The following is a 15,169-nucleotide window of genomic DNA, read 5'->3' as shown; positions in this document are numbered from 1 at the left end:
GCCGGAGAGGGGCGGCCGGGGCGCTCAGGGGAGCGGGGGCCCGGAGGGCGGGAGCACGAGGGGGGACGGTCCGGAGGGCCGGCCTCGGGGGAGCGGTGGCGGCGCGGGAAGCCGCGGTCGGAGGGGCGACGGTTCGGGGGGCAGAGACCTGGGGAGCGCCGTTCGGGAGGACGGCGGCGGCGCAGAGGGCTGCGGTTCGGCGGGCAGGGGCCCGGAGGGAATAAGGGGCGGGGACGGTCGGTTCCTCCGGTACGCCTGACCCGGCGCGGGCGGATCGTGCTGGTGATGGCCATGGCGCTGCTGTCCTTGGGCGGGTTCTGGCTCGGCACGCGTGCCGCGAGTCATGCCGATGTGCGGGTCGTGGTGACGGGTCACGCCGGAGTGCCCTGGGTGGAGGTCGAGAAGGGGGACACGCTGTGGGCGATCGCCGACGCGCTCACCGAGCGGGACGACACGGGGGCCATGGTGGAGGAGATCAAGCGTCTGAACGGCCTGCCCGACTCCCTCATCCGTTCCGGCACGCGACTCTACGTCCCGGCGAACACCGCCGCACTACGTTGACCCCCATGCCGACCTCCCATCCCGCCTTACGGATGACCTTGCTGTAGGGGCGAGACCTCACAGACGGGGACGACCTCACCTAAGGGTGTTCCGCTCAGGCGACGAGCGACGGCACGGGGAAGCAGGACGGCGCGGAAGCCGCTCGGCAGGGGTCCGCCCGGACGCCACCAGCCCAGGCTGGAGCGGGACAGGCGGGGCTGCTTCCAACCGGACCCTGCGGGAGGTCGCTTCTGCGGGGCCGATTTCGTCCGTGGGGCTGGGTTCTTGGCCGGTTCCTCTGTGGGCTCGATTCTGTCCGCGGTGTGGGAGGCCCAGACAGTGCCGGGCGGGCAGTTGCTCCCGTCCCGACAGGGCTTCTCACCATGCGGGGAGGGTTCGTCCGTGGGGCGGTTCCGGCCACGGTCCGAGATCCGGACGGCGCCGGGCGGGCACGCGTGGCGAGCGGGCTTCGCACCGTGCGGGGTGGTTTCGTGGGGCGGAGGTTCTGCGTCGTGGGAGTGCCGGACGGCGCCGGCTGGGCAGCTGCCCCTCGTACGCCGGGCGCAGGCCTCGCTCGGTCACCCGCCGACGGGACGGCCTGGGGGACGTGGCCACCCTCCTTGATCGCCCTCCATTCCTCGCCGCTTCCCTGGGGCACGGCTGCTCGCCCCGGGCGGGCTGAGGGCGGTGGGTGTGTCGGCCGTTAGGATTGTGAGGTTTGTTCACCATCGAGGTCCCGAACAACTGCTGTGACGCCCTCACCTGCGGCGGGAGCACCCGCCCAGGGACGACACGCCGGGGGCTGGTGGTGTCGGTGGGCTGATCAGCGACTTCGTGCCGATGGGGTTGCTCAACTTGCGTTCATGGTCGCACGCTTCTACGGTTGGACCACAACATCTAGTAGTTACACCGATGTAGTTCACCACACCTTGTGTTTCTGTGACCGCTCCATGGCCGGCTGTGGAGTGTGCGCGAGCGTCCCCGTAATGACGGATTTGGCGCGTGTGGTGGCCGGACGTCTTGGAGGCGAACGCGTGCACTGTCCGTTCTGTCGCCACCCTGACACCAGGGTCATCGACAGTCGCTCCACCGACGACGGGGCCGCCATCAGGCGCCGCCGCACCTGCCCCGAATGCGGGCGCAGGTTCACCACGCAGGAGACCGTTCTGCTCATGGTGAGCAAGCGCAGCGGGGTGACGGAGCCGTTCTCACGGGACAAGGTGGTCGCGGGCGTGCGACGGGCGTGCCAGGGCAGGCCGGTCAGTGAGGACTCGCTGGCGCAGCTCGGGCAGCGGGTGGAGGAGGCGATCAGGGCGAAGGGCGCGGCCGAGATCCCCTCCAACGAGGTGGGTCTGGCCATCCTCGGCCCGTTGCGCGATCTCGACGAGGTCGCCTACCTGCGGTTCGCATCGGTTTATCGCGGTTTCGAGAGCCTGGCGGACTTCGAGGCCGAGATCTCACAGTTGAAGGCGGAGAAGGGGGAGTCATGACGGAGACGGCCAGCGGTTCGGTCGCGCGCGGGGGCAAGCGTCCGCGCAAGGGGCTGAAGATGAAGCGGATCTTCACCAAGCCCGGTGTGCACCCGTATGACGAGATCAAGTGGGAGCGCCGCGACGTCGTCATGACCAACTGGCGCGACGGGTCGATCAACTTCGAGCAGCGGGGTGTCGAGTTCCCCGAGTTCTGGTCGGTCAACGCCGCCAACATCGTGACGACGAAATACTTCCGGGGGGCGGTGGGCACCCCGCAGCGTGAGTGGAGCCTGAAGCAGCTGATCGACCGGGTCGTCGGCGTCTACACCACGACGGGCCTCGAGCACGGCTACTTCGCCAGCGACGAGGACGCCGAGATCTTCGACCACGAGCTGAAGCACGCGCTGGCGCACCAGGTGTTCGCGTTCAACTCGCCGGTCTGGTTCAACGTCGGCACCAAGTCGCCGCAGCAGGTGAGCGCCTGCTTCATCCTCTCCGTGGACGACCAGATGGAGTCGATCCTGGAGTGGTACAAGGAAGAGGGCGTGATCTTCAAGGGCGGTTCCGGGTCGGGTGTCAACCTGTCCCGCATCCGTTCGTCGAAGGAGTTGTTGTCGAGCGGCGGCACGGCCAGCGGCCCGGTGTCGTTCATGCGCGGCGCCGACGCGAGCGCCGGCACCATCAAGTCCGGCGGCGCCACCCGCCGGGCGGCCAAGATGGTCGTGCTCGACGTCGACCACCCCGACATCGAGGAGTTCATCGAGACCAAGGCGCGCGAGGAGGACAAGATCCGCGCGCTGCGCGACGCCGGCTTCGACATGGACCTCGGCGGGAAAGACATCGTCAGCGTCCAGTACCAGAACGCCAACAACTCCGTCCGGGTCTCCGACGAGTTCATGCGCGCGGTGGAGAAGGGCGGCGAGTTCGGGCTCCGGGCCCGCCTGACCGGCGAGGTCATCGAGACGGTCGACGCGCGCAACCTGTTCCGCAAGATGGCCAAGGCCGCGTGGGAGTGCGCCGACCCCGGCGTCCAGTACGACGACACGATCAACGACTGGCACACCACCCCCGAGACCGGCCGCATCACCGCCAGCAACCCGTGCAGCGAGTACGTCCACCTCGACAACTCCTCCTGCAACCTGGCCAGCATCAACCTGCTGAAGTTCCTGAAGGACGACAACACCTTCAACGTCGGCGACTTCGTCAAGCTGACCGAGCTGATCATCACCGCGATGGACATCTCGATCGTGTTCGCCGACTTCCCGACGGAGAAGATCGGTGAGACGACGCGGGCCTACCGGCAGCTCGGCATCGGCTACGCCAACCTGGGCGCCCTGCTGATGGCCACGGGCCACGCGTACGACTCCGACGGCGGCCGTGCGGTGGCGGCGGCGATCACGTCGCTGATGACCGGTGTGTCCTACCGGCGCAGCGCCGAGCTGGCCGGCGTGGTCGGGCCGTACGACGGTTACGCCAGGAACGCCGAGCCGCACAAGCGCGTCATGCGCAAGCACGCCGCGGCCAACGACGACCTGCGCACGGTCGGAACCATGGACGCCAAGATCCACACCGAGGCGTCCCGCCAGTGGTCGGAGTGCCTGCGGCTCGGCGAGAAGAACGGCTACCGCAACGCCCAGGCCAGCCTGCTCGCGCCCACCGGCACGATCGGCCTGATGATGGACTGCGACACCACCGGCATCGAGCCCGACCTGGCGCTGGTCAAGTTCAAGAAGCTCGTCGGCGGCGGCTCCATGCAGATCGTCAACCAGACGATCCCGCGGGCGCTCAGGCAGCTCGGCTACCAGCAGGAGCAGATCGAGGCCATCGTCGAGTACATCGCCGAGCACAGCCACGTCGTCGACGCCCCCGGCCTGCGCCGCGAGCACTACGAGGTGTTCGACTGCGCGATGGGCGAGCGGGCGATCGCGCCCATGGGCCACGTGCGGATGATGGCGGCCACGCAGCCGTTCCTGTCCGGCGCCATCTCCAAGACGGTCAACCTGCCCGAGTCGGCCACGATCGACGACATCGAGCAGGTCTACCTGGAGGGCTGGAAGCTCGGCCTGAAGGCCCTCGCCGTCTACCGCGACAACTGCAAGGTCGGCCAGCCGCTGTCGGCGGGCGACGGCTCCAAGAAGGACACCTCCGCCAAGCAGGAGGACAAGGAGCCCGAGGTCAAGGTCATCGAGGTCAACCGGCCGACCCGGCGGCGCATGCCCAACCAGCGGCCGAGCATGACCACCCGCTTCACGGTGGGCGGCGCCAAGGGCTACATGACCGCCTCGTCCTACCCCGACGACGGCCTCGGCGAGGTCTTCCTCAAGATGTCCAAGCAGGGCTCGACCCTGGCGGGCGTCATGGACGCCTTCTCGGTGGCGATCTCCATCGGCCTGCAGTACGGCGTGCCGCTGGAGACGTACATGAGCAAGTTCGTCAACATGCGCTTCGAGCCGGCCGGCATGACGGACGACCCGGACATCCGGATGGCCACGTCGGTGATGGACTACATCTTCCGCCGCCTGGCCCTCGACCACCTGCCGTACGACGAGCGGGCCGCGCTGGGCATCTTCTCGGCGGCCGAGCGCGCGGCGCAGCAGCGCGGCGAGGACCCGGCGGCGCTGCAGGAGACGGTCGACCGTGAGGCGCTGGCCCAGTCCGCGCCCATCGAGGCCGCCCAGCCGAAGGCGGAGCAGCCGGAGGTCAAGGAGCTGACGCTGGAGAGCCACCAGCGCTTCACCGCCGACGCTCCGCTCTGCATGACCTGCGGCACGAAGATGCGCCCGGCCGGCAGCTGCTACGTCTGCGAGGGCTGCGGCTCCACCAGCGGCTGCAGCTGACCTGACGACCGGCGGCGGGGAGCCCGGCTCCCCGCCGCCGATCGCGGCCTCAGAACAGACCGGTCTCCGAACAGGGCGGGCTCAGAAGAGGCAGGCTCCGGCGACGCCTCTTTCGAGGTCGAGCAGCTGCTGCTTCGTTGCCAGACCGCCGCCGTACCCGGTGAGGTGGCCGGTGGAGCCGACGACGCGGTGGCAGGGCACGATGATGCCGATCGGGTTCTTGCCGTTGGCCAGGCCCACGGCCCGGGCCGCGCTCGGCTGCCCGATCCGGTCGGCGAGCTGACCGTAGGTGATCGTCTCGCCGTACGGGATGTCCCGCAGGGCCGCCCAGACCCGTCGCTGGAACGGCGTGCCGTCGAAGACCATGGGCAGCTCGAAGGCGGTCAGCCGCCCGTCGAAGTAGGCCCGCAGCTGCTCCACGACTTCGGTGAAAGGTTCGGGGTCGGGTTCGCCGAAGGTCTCCTCCGGAGGGCGGTGCCGCTGGCGTCGCATGTAGAGACCGACGAGGGTCCCGTCGGCGGCGACGAGGGTGAGCGGGCCGACAGGGCTGTCCACCACGGTGTGGGTCCTGTGTCCGGCCAGGGTCATCGTGCGTCCTTTCGGGGGATCATCCGGTGGGCAGGCTGTTGACGGGATGGTCGCCGGTCGCCCACAGGTACTGAACGGCGTACGCGCGCCATGGCCGCCACGCCTCGGCGCGGCGGGTGAGCGCGGCGGGGGTGACGGGCAGCCCGAGTTCGCGGGCGGCGACGCGGATGCCGAGATCGGTGGCGACGAACGCGTCGGGGTCGCCGAGGGCGCGCATCGCGATGGTCTCCACCGTCCAGGGGCCCAGTCCCGGCAACGCCGACAGCTGAGCCCGCGCTCGCCGCCAGTCGCCTCCGACGCCGAGATCGATCTCGCCGGCGGCCAGGGCGGCGACCAGCCCGGTGAGCGTGGCACGGCGCGACCGCGGCAGGGCGAGGGCCGCCGGGTCCAGGCCGGCCAGCGCGAGCGGGCCGGGGAAGAGGTGGGTGAGGCCCCCGGCGGGGTCGGTGATCGGCTCACCATGGGTCGCGACGAGCCGGGCGGCGTGCGTGCGGGCGGCCGCGGTGGACACCTGCTGCCCGAGCACCGCGCGTACCGCGAACTCCGACGCGTCCACCGTGCGGGGCACCCGGCGGCCGGGGTCCTTGTCCACGAGCGGAGCCAGCACCGGGTCGCCGCGGAGCAGGTCGTCCACGGCGACCGGGTCGGCGTCGAGGTCGAGCAGCCGACGGCAGCGGCTGATCGCGGTGGACAGGTCGCGCAAGTCGGTGAGGGAGAGCCGGCAGTCGATGTGGCCCGGGCGTGGGCGCAGGGTGGCGATGCCGTGCCCGTGGGGCAGGCGCAGGGTGCGGCGATAGGCGCCGTCGCGCCACTCCTCCACGCCGGGTACGGCGGTCGCGGCCAGGTGGCCGAACAGGTTCCCCGGGCACAGCGGGGCCCGGAACGGCAGCCGTAACGACAACACCCCGGACGGGCCGGCCAGGCGGCCACGGGCGACGCGCTCCCGTAGCCGCGTCGGTGTCAGCGCGAAGACCTCCCGCACGGTCTCGTTGAACGTCCGGATGCTGGTGAACCCGGCCGCGAAGGCGACATCACCCATCGGCAGCTCCGTGGTCTCGATCAGCAGCCGGGCGGTCTGGGCCCGTTGCGCCCGGGCGAGCGCGAGCGGCCCCGCTCCGAGCTCGGCGAGCAGTTGCCGTTCGATCTGGCGGGCGCTGTAGCCGAGGTGCGCGGCCAGGCCGGGCACGCCCTCGCGGTCGACGACCCCGTCGGCGATCAGGCGCATCGCCCGCGCCACCACGTCGGCGCGCTCGTTCCACTCGGGGGAGCCGGGGCCGGCGTCGGGACGGCATCGCTTGCACGCCCGGAACCCGGCCTGCTGCGCCGCGGCGGCACTGGGATAGAAGCGCATGTTCTCGGGTTTGGGCGGCACCACCGGGCAGCTCGGCCTGCAGTAGATCCCGGTGGTGATCACCGCGCCGAAGAACCAGCCGTCGAATCGGGCGTCCTTGGCTCGTACGGCTCGAATGCACCGCTCCACGTCGTCGTACACATCGCCAGCATCGCGTGCGACCGGCCGCCGCGGCTGGCGGAAATCCGACATGACCACACCATGATCCTGACTTCCGTCGCTGAGCCTGCTGCGCGGCGCTTCGACCTCGCGAACCTGCCGGGGATATGTGATTGCCGCCGGTGACGCCTTCCTGGTGGACTCGGCCGGTGATCGGAAGGGCGTTGTGGGAGCGGCCGCTTCATCAGAGCGGAAGCATCTCCGCGGTGGCGGCCACGGCGGATCGTGTCGTGGTGCATGAGCGCCACACCCGGCTGGCCTGCCTGAGCCGCCATGACGGCTCGCTCTGCTGGGACGTGCCGGTGGGGACCTGGCCGCGGGCCGTCGTGGCCGCCGGTGATCGCTGCATGGTCCTGCCCCAGAACGCCGATCACCTGTCTTGCCTTGACCTCGCGACTGGGGCCGTGATGTGGCGCGCCCCGTTACGGCCGTACACCGGGCATGTCGTGGTCAGCGGTGAGACGGTGGTCGTCGGCGGCTGGCGCGGTTACACGCCGCTTGCCGCGTTCGACCTGAACGACGGGCGGCCGCTGTGGCGGACGCCACACCGCAAGGCCGCCGTCCTTCCGCTGCCATGGAATGACGGTGTGCTGGTGGGGAGCGGCCCGGAGGTACGGCTGGTCGATCCGCGTGATGGCCGGGAGCTGCTGCGGTGGCGGTTGCCGGAGCCGGTGCCGGACCATGAGGCGGCGTTCACCATGATCGACGCCGGCCGTTGCCTGGTACGGTGTGGCCCGCGTTCCGTCGTGTGCGTTCGGCCGTCGGCGGAGGACGCCGACCGGGTCTTCCGCCACGACGCCGACCTGCTCCCGGAGGCGGCCGAGTTCAGGGGTGGTGTGCTCTGGTTGCGAGAGCCCGGCACCCGGTACCTCGCCGTCGACCCCGAGACCGGATCGGTCCTGTGGCGGGTGGACGTCGGCCAGCCGTTCGCCCGCGGGGTGGTGCACGATGGTGACGGGTTCGTGCTGGCCGGCCAAGGCGGCATGCTGTTCCGCCTGGGACGCGGCGGGCACATCATCGAGCGCGCCTGGGCGTCCGTCCCCCGAGTGACGGGGCTGCTCGACCTCGGTACGGGAGACGCGCTCATGGCCACCGAAGCAACCCTGCGGATGGTCGCCCTGGCCCATGCCGGCGAAGGAGACGTCGCAGATGCGTGAGCCCTGGCGCGGTGCGAGCCGCAGTCGCGGGCGCCCGCTGCGGAGGCGCCCGGACTGGGCTCGCGAAACCGTCAGGAGCTGACCAGGTCGCTCAGGACGTCGGGGCGGTTGGTGATGACGCCGTCCACGCCGTAGCCGATCACCCGGCGCATGGCGTCCGGGTCGTCGACGGTCCAGGTGAGGATGTCCATGCCGAGCCGGTGCACCCGCCGCACGTACGCGGCCGTGAGCGTGCCGTACTGCGGGTTGATCTGCTCGGCGAACCCGGCCAGCCCGGAAAGTTCCCCGGTCGAGGGCGTGCCGAGCAGCCCGACCGGCACGTCCGGCATCAGCCGGTCGAACGTCCGCATCGAGTCCCAGTCGAACGACTGCACCACCACCCGCCCGGGCGCCCGCCACGAGGAGTGCCGGCGCAGCTCGGCGGCGATGCGTTCCTCGATCCCGGGATACAGGTCCGGCGACTTGACCTCCAGCAGCAGGCCCATGTCCGAGCCGTCCATCGCGCGCAGCGCCTCGCCGAGGGTCGGCACCCGCTCGCCCTCGTAGTCGGCCGACTTCCACGAGCCGGCGTCGAGTCTGCGGATCTGGTCGAGGGTGAAGTCGCCGACGTTCCAGGGGGAGCGGCCGGGGAAGACCTGCTCGGCGTCGGTGGTGCGGGTCAGCGTCGTGTCGTGCATGAGGACGAGCTCGTGGTCCATGGTCTCCTGAACGTCCAGCTCGAACATGTCGGCCCCCTGCTCACCGGCCAGCTCGAAGGCGGCGATGGTGTTCTCGGGGGCGTACGCGGAGGCGCCGCGATGGGCGACGTTGGTGACGCCGGCGGCCGCGCTGGTGGTGGTGGCCAGCGCGGGTGCGGTGCCCGGGGTGGCGGCGAGGACGGCGAAGGACGTGGCGATGACGGCGGCGAGTCGCCCGAACATGGATCTCCTCTGGTGGGGAGAGACATTGACGACCCGACAGTGACAAGGCCTTGTGACATCGAGTTGAGGGCAGAGTAGCCCGGCGGTGCCGCGCGGATGAGCATTCGACACGCGGGGGCGCGCGCGAAGGGGCCTCTTCGAACGGGCCCACTCGACGGGGCCCACTCGACGGGGCCCACTCGACGGGGCCTGTTCGAAGGGGCCTATTCGAAGGGCACGGACAGGGCCGTGCCGTACAGCCGCGTCACGGGGAGCCTGATCACCAGCCGCCGGTCGGCCACCATCTGCCGCAGGAACGTCTGCTCGTCGGCGGGTTCGGCGAAGGCCGGCTGCATGGCGAGCAGCTCGCGGCCCACCTCGTCACCAGGCTCGGCGCTCACCGGTGACAGCTCGGCCTCGCCCTCGGCCACGACGTACGACCAGAAGTCGTCGCTGGCCACGTAGAGGGCGCAGCGCGGATCGCCGTGGAGCTGGCGCACCTTGAGCCGGTCGGCGACGGTCGAGATCCGGATGACGCGCTGCCCGGCGTCCCAGTCGTACCGGACGGTGGACAGGTGCGGGTGGCCGCTGCTCCGGTTGGTCGCGAGGGCGCCGAACCGCTGGGCGGCCAGCAGCTTCGACAGCTCGTCGTCCGTCAGCGGCCTCGGCTCCGCGTGCTCCGCCATACACCGTCCTCTAGCCCAAATGGGGAAATGTCACCCTATACCGAGTTGTCTGCTGAACGTCTGGCCGTCGGAGATCACCCAGTACTCGGCGAATCTGCCGTCCCGGACGCGCAGGATGTCATGCCCGCTGAAAGCGATCCTGGTGCCTTCCGCCACGGTCGCGCCCGGGACGCCGCCCCGGTAGGCGCCGCCGAACGTCCAGCGCGCCGATACCAGGTCGCCGTCCACGATCGGCCCCACGTCGAGGGTAACCGTCACGTCCGTGAACGGCTCGTGTCCCTGCCGGAGCGCCTCGACGAGCCCGCCGGGCCCGGAGACGTCCATGCCCGGCCAGTGACCGGTGAAGTCGGGTGTGACCAGCTCGTACGCCAGGTCGAAATCGCCGTTCCACAGCTCGAGCAGCCAACGCCGGTAGAGGTCTGCGATCATTCCGGCCTCCTACCCCCTGACCTGTAGGTTACTTGTCATGAATCTTGCCATTACCAGCGGATATGTCGTACCTGTCGACGGCGACCCCATCGACGGCGGGACCGTGCTCATCCAGGACGGGAAGATCACCGCGGTCGGCCGCGACGTGACCGTCCCCGAGGGCACCCCGATCGTGGACGCCGCGGGCGGCTGGGTGCTGCCCGGCTTCGTCGAGGCCCACGGGCACCTCGGCGTCCACGAGGAGGCCGAGGGCTGGGCCGGCCAGGACACCAACGAGATGACCGACCCCAACGGCGCCCGCCTGCGCGCGCTCGACGCCATCAACCCGGCCGACCTGGCTTTCGCCGACGCGCTCTCGGGCGGTGTGACGACCGCGGTGATCAAGCCCGGCTCCGGCAACCCGATCGGCGGTCAGACGGTCGCGATCAAGTGCTGGGGCAGGTCCGTGGACGAGATGCTGCTCAAGGAGCCGGTCAGCGTCAAGAGCGCCCTCGGCGAGAACCCCAAGCGTGTCTACGGCGACCAGAAGAAGCTGCCGTCCACCCGGCAGGGCGTCGCCGCGGTGATCCGCGACGCGTTCATGAAGGCGCAGGACTACACGGCCAAGAAGGCCGCCGCGGAGGCCGAGGGCAAGCCGTTCGACCGCGACGGCACGCTGGAGATCCTGGCCCGCGTGCTGGACGGCGAGTTGCCCTGGTGCCAGCACACGCACCGGGCCGACGACATCGCCACCGCGCTCAGGCTGGCCGGCGAGTTCGGCTACCGGCTCGTGATCAACCACGGCACCGAGGGTCACCTGCTGGCCGACACCCTGGCCGAGCGGAACGTTCCCGTGATCATCGGCCCGCTGTTCACCAGCCGCTCCAAGGTCGAGCTGCGGCAGCGCTCGCTGCGCAACCCGGGCATCCTGGCGCGGGCCGGCGTCGAGGTGGCGATCACCACCGACCACCCGGTCGTGCCGATCCACTTCCTCGTCCACCAGGCCACGCTGGCGGTCAAGGAGGGGCTCGACCCGGCCGACGCGCTGCGCTCGATCACCGTGAACCCGGCCCGCATCATGGGCCTGGACGACCGGGTGGGCGCGCTCAAGCCGGGGCTGGACGGTGACGTGGTCATCTGGTCGGGCGACCCCCTGGACGTGATGAGCCGGGCGCTGAAGGTGTACGTCTCCGGCCGCGAGGTCTACACCTACGCCGACGGTGAGCCGGTCGTGGCGGATCCGTACTACCGCGAATCAAGCGACCGTTAAGCGCCTGTAGATGGGCCGGGCGCATAGTGGGCGGACCAGCCGGGAAGAGAGGCACCAACATGACAGCACCGTCCCTCGCCCAGCGCCCCAGCAAGGCCCTGCTCGTCGGCCTCGTCGTCTCCGGCGTCCTCGCGCTGATCGTGCTGGCCGTCATGCTCTACTCCGGCGGCCCCATCGGGTTCGGCCTGTCCGCGCTGCTGGCGGTGGCGCCCCTTCCGGTGCTGCTGGCGGCCGTTCTCTCGCTCGACAGGCTCGAACCCGAGCCGAAGCTCCACCTCGCCTTCGCCTTCGCCTGGGGCGCCGGGGTGGCCATCGTGCTCGGCGTCGCGCTGACCGTGGCCGGCCAGCAGCTCTTCCTGCGGGCCGGCTACGGCAGCGCGGCCGTCGAGTACATCGGCACCGTCGTGCTGGCCCCGGTGGTCGAGGAGGCGCTCAAGGGCTCGGCGCTGCTGCTCCTGCTGCGCCGGCGGATGGAGATCGACGGCCTGACCGACGGCATCGTGTACGCCTCCATGGCCGGCCTCGGCTTCGCCGCCGTGGAGAACGTCGGCTACTACCTGCTCTCCTACGACCAGGACGGCATCAGCGCCGCCGTGCAGGTCTTCGTCGTCCGCGGGCTGATCGACCCCCTCGGCCACCCGATCTACACCTCGATGATCGGCCTCGGCGTCGCGTACGCGCTGACCCACAGAACCCCCGCCCGCTACGCCGCCATACCGCTCGGCTACGCGGCCGCGGTCTTCCTGCACGGCCTGTGGAACGGCGCCGCCAGCACCGGCTCGCTCGGTGTGCTCGGCGTCGCCTACCTGGTGATCATGGGTGCGCTGGTCCTGCTGGTCGTCGTGACCGTGCTCGAACGCCGCCAGCTCGTCGCCCGGATGGGCTACTACCTGCCCGCCTACGAGCCGACCGGCGTGATCAGCCCCGCCGACGTGCAGATGCTGACCACGTTGCCCGCCCGCAAGGCGGCCCGCCAGTGGGCCAGGCGGGTCGGGCTCGGCCGCGCCATGAGCGACTACCAACAGGCCGCCACCGAGCTGACCATGCTCCACGTACGCGCCGAGCGGCAGGCCGTCGACCCGATCAGGTTTCAGCTGGAGCGCGACCAGCACCTGAGGACCATGGCGCTGACCCGCCGCTGGTAGCTACCCCGGCAGGAACTCGCGCAGGTGCGCGAGCACGGCCTCCGGCTGCTCCTCGGCCAGGAAGTGCCCGCAGTCGGGGATCTCGGCTCCCCGTACGTCGCGGGCGTACTCGCGCCAGATGTCGAGCACCGGCACCCTGCTGGGCAGCCCGGCCGCGCCCCACAGCGCGAGCAGCGGCATCTCCAGCCGCCGGCCCGCCTCCCAGTCGGCGTCGTCGTGCTCGGCGTCGTACGGGAACGAGGCCCGGTAGTCCTCGAACCCGGCCCGCAGCGCCCCCGGCTGCTCGAACGCCCGCATGTACTCCTCGACGTCCAGCCGGGCACGCTGCACCGTCCACTTCTCGAAGAAGTAGCCGAGGTAGCCGCGCACGTCCTTGCCCGCGAGCAGCTCCGGCAGGTCGGGCTGCAGGTGGAACGTCCAGTGCCAGGTGCCGGCGGCCAGGCCCGAGCGCATGTCGTAGCGCAGCCACATCTCGCGGGTCGGGATGATGTCCATGACCACCAGCCGCTCCACCTCGCCGGGGTGGTCGAGGGCGTACCGGTGGGCGACCCTGGCGCCGCGGTCGTGCCCGGCGAGCAGGACCTTCTCGTGGCCCAGCGAACGGGCGAGGGCCCGCACGTCGGCGGCCATCGTACGTTTGTCGTAGCCGGCGGCGGGTTTGTCGGTGCGGCCGTAGCCGCGCAGGTCGGGCGCGACGACGGTGAAGCGCTCGGCCAGCGCGGGCATGATCCCCCGCCAGCAGGCGGAGGTCTGCGGCCATCCGTGCAGCAGCACGAGCGGCGGGCCCTCGCCGTCGATCAAGTAGTGCATCCGCAGGCCGTTGAGGTCGGCCATCCTGGACATGGTCACGATCTCACTCCCATCCCGGACGGAGGCCGGCGGCCCGGCCGCCCAACGGAAATCTCCTTCGGATCTTCCCCCGATTCCTGACAAGATGGGGGAAACCCCGAAGGGAGATCAGATGAGCTGGGCGGAGATCGGGTCGGAGGCAGAGCTGCGCGAGCTGCTCGGCGAGGTCATGCCGCGAGCGGTCACCAAAGAGCGTGTACGCCTGCACGAGCGCGATCGGCAGTGGCTGGCGGCCTCACCGTTCTGTCTCATCGCCACCTCGGACGACCGGGGCAACTGCGATGTCTCGCCCAAGGGCGACCCGGCCGGGTTCGTCCACGTCGTCGACGACACCACGATCGCGATCCCGGACCGGCCGGGGAACCGCCGAGCGGACGGATTCCTCAACATCCTGAAAAATCCGCACGTCGGGTTGATCTTCCTCATCCCGGGGCGCAACGAGACCCTCCGCGTCAACGGCCGCGCCCGGCTCGTCCGCGATGCCCCGTTCTTCGATGAGATGATCGTGAAGGGCCACCGCCCGCACCTCGCGCTCGTGGTCGAGATCGAGCAGATCTTCTTCCACTGCGCCAAGGCGTTCCTGCGCTCTTCGCTGTGGAAGCCCGATGCCTGGACCCCTGACGGGCTGCCTTCGCACGCCAGGCTGGTCAAGGAGGTGCAGACGGTGGAGGAGAGCCTCGAGGAGCTCGAGAAGTACTACGGCGAGGCGTATGCCCGGCGCCTCTACGGCTGACCGGACCGCCTCGTCGTGCGCCCCGGCCCTCAGGCTGCGGGGGTCGGGCCGCCGGGGAAGCGGATGACGTTACGCCCGGCGTAGGCGCGCAGGTCGATCACCTTGGGATCCGTGGGTGGCTCGCGGCGGACGGCCGACCGGATGTCGCGGACCTTATGCCTGGCCGCATGTCGCGGCACCACCACAAACCTCTTCATCGTGAGCCCCCCGTGACGTGCTTGTTACCAATGTTACTTACAGATACCCCCGTAAGTTCGGTGTAAGGAACGCGCTAGTAGGGAAGCTGGCGACCCGCCGGTGACCGCAGGTCGAGATCGATGACAGGCCTCGTGCGTCGCTTGGCCGACTTGCTGACTCTGACGCGTTTCATTGGAGTCCCCCTTCCGAAGCGCGTCCCTTTCCCCTTCGCGGATGGTGCGCCCGCACTGCTTGGCGACGGCATGGCGGGCTCATTACCCGCCATGCGCGCCAACCTAACCGCCCCCGGCCGGCTCGCTCAACGCATTTCGGCCGGCAGGCTCGTCACGTTCCGGGCGTGAGCCGGGCGGCGACGCCGATGCGGTTCCAAGCGTTGATCATGGCGATGGACACGAGCAGCAGGGCGAGCTGCTGCTCGCTGTAGTGCTCGGCCGCCTGCTCCCACACCGCGTCCGGCACGGCCTCCCGATCGGCCAGCCGGGTCGCCTCCTCCACCAGCGCCAGCGCGGCCCGCTCAGCCGGCGTGAACACCGTGGCCTCCCGCCAGGTGACCACCGACCAGAGCCGCTCGTCACTCTCGCCGGCCTTCTTCATGTCGCGGCTGTGCATGTCCACGCAGTAGCCGCAGCCGTTGATCTGGCTGGCGCGCAGCTTGACCAGCTCGATGGTGCTGGTCGGCAGCTCACTGTCGCGCAGCAGCTTCTCCACGGCGAGAAAGTGGTGGTACGCCTCGGGGACGTGCTTGGCGACGTTGACGCGCTGAGTCATCACATGCCTCCGTAGTTCGGGTCGTTGCACACGGAGGACGGGACAGGCGGCTCGGATGTGACAGTCCCGGCGAGAAAGGCGGCAGTTTTCTTCCGCGCTCCTACTGCGT

The 15,169-nt window shown here is 70.3% G+C and carries 15 protein-coding genes; 7 read left to right on the top strand and 8 right to left on the bottom strand.

The window, feature by feature from the left end; genetic code table 11:
• Positions 1-285 precede the first annotated feature (285 nt).
• The 3 genes from ACIBP6_RS28570 (at position 286) to ACIBP6_RS28560 (ending at position 4,849) form a co-directional block, all read left to right on the top strand.
• The gene (locus ACIBP6_RS28570) at positions 286-561 is read left to right on the top strand and encodes a LysM peptidoglycan-binding domain-containing protein (protein WP_397056965.1); all 276 of its coding nucleotides are present in this window, start codon (positions 286-288) and stop codon (positions 559-561) included.
• Between the two features lie 1,013 nt (positions 562-1,574).
• Complete coding sequence (nrdR, locus tag ACIBP6_RS28565) at positions 1,575-2,030, top strand: transcriptional regulator NrdR (protein WP_111183346.1); 456 nt, start codon at positions 1,575-1,577, stop codon at positions 2,028-2,030.
• Complete coding sequence (locus ACIBP6_RS28560; RefSeq protein ID WP_397056964.1) at positions 2,027-4,849, top strand: vitamin B12-dependent ribonucleotide reductase; 2,823 nt, start codon at positions 2,027-2,029, stop codon at positions 4,847-4,849. The genes nrdR and ACIBP6_RS28560 overlap by 4 nt, the downstream gene beginning before the upstream one ends.
• Positions 4,850-4,930: 81 nt before the next feature.
• Here ACIBP6_RS28560 and ACIBP6_RS28555 read toward each other — a convergent pair whose 3' ends face one another.
• Complete coding sequence (locus tag ACIBP6_RS28555; RefSeq protein WP_397056963.1) at positions 4,931-5,437, bottom strand: methylated-DNA--[protein]-cysteine S-methyltransferase; 507 nt, start codon at positions 5,435-5,437, stop codon at positions 4,931-4,933.
• A 19-nt stretch (positions 5,438-5,456) separates the two neighbouring features.
• Entirely contained in the window at positions 5,457-6,929 is a 1,473-nt protein-coding gene (locus ACIBP6_RS28550; protein WP_397056962.1) for an AlkA N-terminal domain-containing protein, read from the bottom strand.
• A gap of 140 nt (positions 6,930-7,069) precedes the next feature.
• Between ACIBP6_RS28550 and ACIBP6_RS28545 the strand changes: the two genes are divergently transcribed.
• The gene (locus ACIBP6_RS28545; protein ID WP_397056961.1) at positions 7,070-8,104 is read left to right on the top strand and encodes an outer membrane protein assembly factor BamB family protein; all 1,035 of its coding nucleotides are present in this window, start codon (positions 7,070-7,072) and stop codon (positions 8,102-8,104) included.
• 71 nt (positions 8,105-8,175) lie between these two features.
• Here the strand turns inward: ACIBP6_RS28545 and ACIBP6_RS28540 are convergent, their stop codons facing one another.
• The 3 genes from ACIBP6_RS28540 to ACIBP6_RS28530 all read right to left on the bottom strand — a co-directional run bounded on the left by ACIBP6_RS28540 (position 8,176) and on the right by ACIBP6_RS28530 (position 10,118).
• On the bottom strand, positions 8,176-9,024 hold the full coding sequence (locus ACIBP6_RS28540) for a glycerophosphodiester phosphodiesterase (RefSeq protein ID WP_397056960.1): 849 nt from the start codon (positions 9,022-9,024) through the stop codon (positions 8,176-8,178).
• A 203-nt stretch (positions 9,025-9,227) separates the two neighbouring features.
• Positions 9,228-9,689: a PPOX class F420-dependent oxidoreductase gene (locus tag ACIBP6_RS28535; RefSeq protein WP_397056959.1), complete on the bottom strand. Its 462-nt coding sequence runs from the start codon at positions 9,687-9,689 to the stop codon at positions 9,228-9,230.
• A 30-nt stretch (positions 9,690-9,719) separates the two neighbouring features.
• Positions 9,720-10,118, bottom strand: coding sequence for an ester cyclase (locus ACIBP6_RS28530; protein WP_397056958.1), 399 nt, complete (start codon positions 10,116-10,118; stop codon positions 9,720-9,722).
• 37 nt (positions 10,119-10,155) lie between these two features.
• On the opposite strand from ACIBP6_RS28530, the gene ACIBP6_RS28525 reads away from it, so the two are divergent.
• Together ACIBP6_RS28525 and ACIBP6_RS28520 are read left to right on the top strand one after the other, a co-directional pair.
• Positions 10,156-11,367: an amidohydrolase gene (locus ACIBP6_RS28525; protein ID WP_397056957.1), complete on the top strand. Its 1,212-nt coding sequence runs from the start codon at positions 10,156-10,158 to the stop codon at positions 11,365-11,367.
• Positions 11,368-11,426: 59 nt separating this feature from the next.
• Positions 11,427-12,512 carry a PrsW family intramembrane metalloprotease gene (locus tag ACIBP6_RS28520; protein WP_397056956.1) on the top strand — a complete coding sequence of 362 codons (1,086 nt, stop codon included), beginning with the start codon at positions 11,427-11,429 and terminating at the stop codon, positions 12,510-12,512.
• On the opposite strand, the gene ACIBP6_RS28515 is transcribed toward ACIBP6_RS28520, so the two are convergent.
• Complete coding sequence (locus ACIBP6_RS28515; protein ID WP_397057092.1) at positions 12,513-13,355, bottom strand: alpha/beta fold hydrolase; 843 nt, start codon at positions 13,353-13,355, stop codon at positions 12,513-12,515.
• Positions 13,356-13,473: 118 nt separating this feature from the next.
• Between ACIBP6_RS28515 and ACIBP6_RS28510 the strand changes: the two genes are divergently transcribed.
• Positions 13,474-14,094, top strand: coding sequence for a pyridoxamine 5'-phosphate oxidase family protein (locus ACIBP6_RS28510; RefSeq protein WP_132620504.1), 621 nt, complete (start codon positions 13,474-13,476; stop codon positions 14,092-14,094).
• 29 nt (positions 14,095-14,123) lie between these two features.
• On the opposite strand, the gene ACIBP6_RS28505 is transcribed toward ACIBP6_RS28510, so the two are convergent.
• Both ACIBP6_RS28505 and ACIBP6_RS28500 read right to left on the bottom strand, forming a co-directional pair.
• Positions 14,124-14,291 carry a hypothetical protein gene (locus ACIBP6_RS28505; RefSeq protein ID WP_397056955.1) on the bottom strand — a complete coding sequence of 56 codons (168 nt, stop codon included), beginning with the start codon at positions 14,289-14,291 and terminating at the stop codon, positions 14,124-14,126.
• Between the two features lie 325 nt (positions 14,292-14,616).
• Entirely contained in the window at positions 14,617-15,060 is a 444-nt protein-coding gene (locus tag ACIBP6_RS28500) for a carboxymuconolactone decarboxylase family protein (RefSeq protein ID WP_397056954.1), read from the bottom strand.
• Positions 15,061-15,169: the final 109 nt, after the last annotated feature.

Origin of the sequence: Nonomuraea terrae, assembly GCF_044465245.1 — a bacterium.
GTDB classification, from domain to species: Bacteria; Actinomycetota; Actinomycetes; order Streptosporangiales; family Streptosporangiaceae; genus Nonomuraea; species Nonomuraea terrae.
The sequence above is the reverse complement of the archived record's forward strand: the minus strand, read 5'-3'. Positions and strand labels throughout refer to the sequence as shown.

Excerpts from the sequence above, each read along its gene's own strand:
- ACIBP6_RS28570 (WP_397056965.1), top strand. The coding sequence starts at position 286 with ATGGCCATGGCGCTGCTGTCCTTGGGCGGGTTCTGGCTCGGCACGCGT.
- ACIBP6_RS28560 (WP_397056964.1), top strand. The coding sequence starts at position 2,027 with ATGACGGAGACGGCCAGCGGTTCGGTCGCGCGCGGGGGCAAGCGTCCG.
- ACIBP6_RS28555 (WP_397056963.1), bottom strand. The coding sequence starts at position 5,437 with ATGACCCTGGCCGGACACAGGACCCACACCGTGGTGGACAGCCCTGTC.
- ACIBP6_RS28540 (WP_397056960.1), bottom strand. The coding sequence starts at position 9,024 with ATGTTCGGGCGACTCGCCGCCGTCATCGCCACGTCCTTCGCCGTCCTC.
- ACIBP6_RS28535 (WP_397056959.1), bottom strand. The coding sequence starts at position 9,689 with ATGGCGGAGCACGCGGAGCCGAGGCCGCTGACGGACGACGAGCTGTCG.
- ACIBP6_RS28530 (WP_397056958.1), bottom strand. The coding sequence starts at position 10,118 with ATGATCGCAGACCTCTACCGGCGTTGGCTGCTCGAGCTGTGGAACGGC.
- ACIBP6_RS28525 (WP_397056957.1), top strand. The coding sequence starts at position 10,156 with ATGAATCTTGCCATTACCAGCGGATATGTCGTACCTGTCGACGGCGAC.
- ACIBP6_RS28520 (WP_397056956.1), top strand. The coding sequence starts at position 11,427 with ATGACAGCACCGTCCCTCGCCCAGCGCCCCAGCAAGGCCCTGCTCGTC.
- ACIBP6_RS28515 (WP_397057092.1), bottom strand. The coding sequence starts at position 13,355 with ATGTCCAGGATGGCCGACCTCAACGGCCTGCGGATGCACTACTTGATC.
- ACIBP6_RS28510 (WP_132620504.1), top strand. The coding sequence starts at position 13,474 with ATGAGCTGGGCGGAGATCGGGTCGGAGGCAGAGCTGCGCGAGCTGCTC.
- ACIBP6_RS28505 (WP_397056955.1), bottom strand. The coding sequence starts at position 14,291 with ATGAAGAGGTTTGTGGTGGTGCCGCGACATGCGGCCAGGCATAAGGTC.
- ACIBP6_RS28500 (WP_397056954.1), bottom strand. The coding sequence starts at position 15,060 with ATGACTCAGCGCGTCAACGTCGCCAAGCACGTCCCCGAGGCGTACCAC.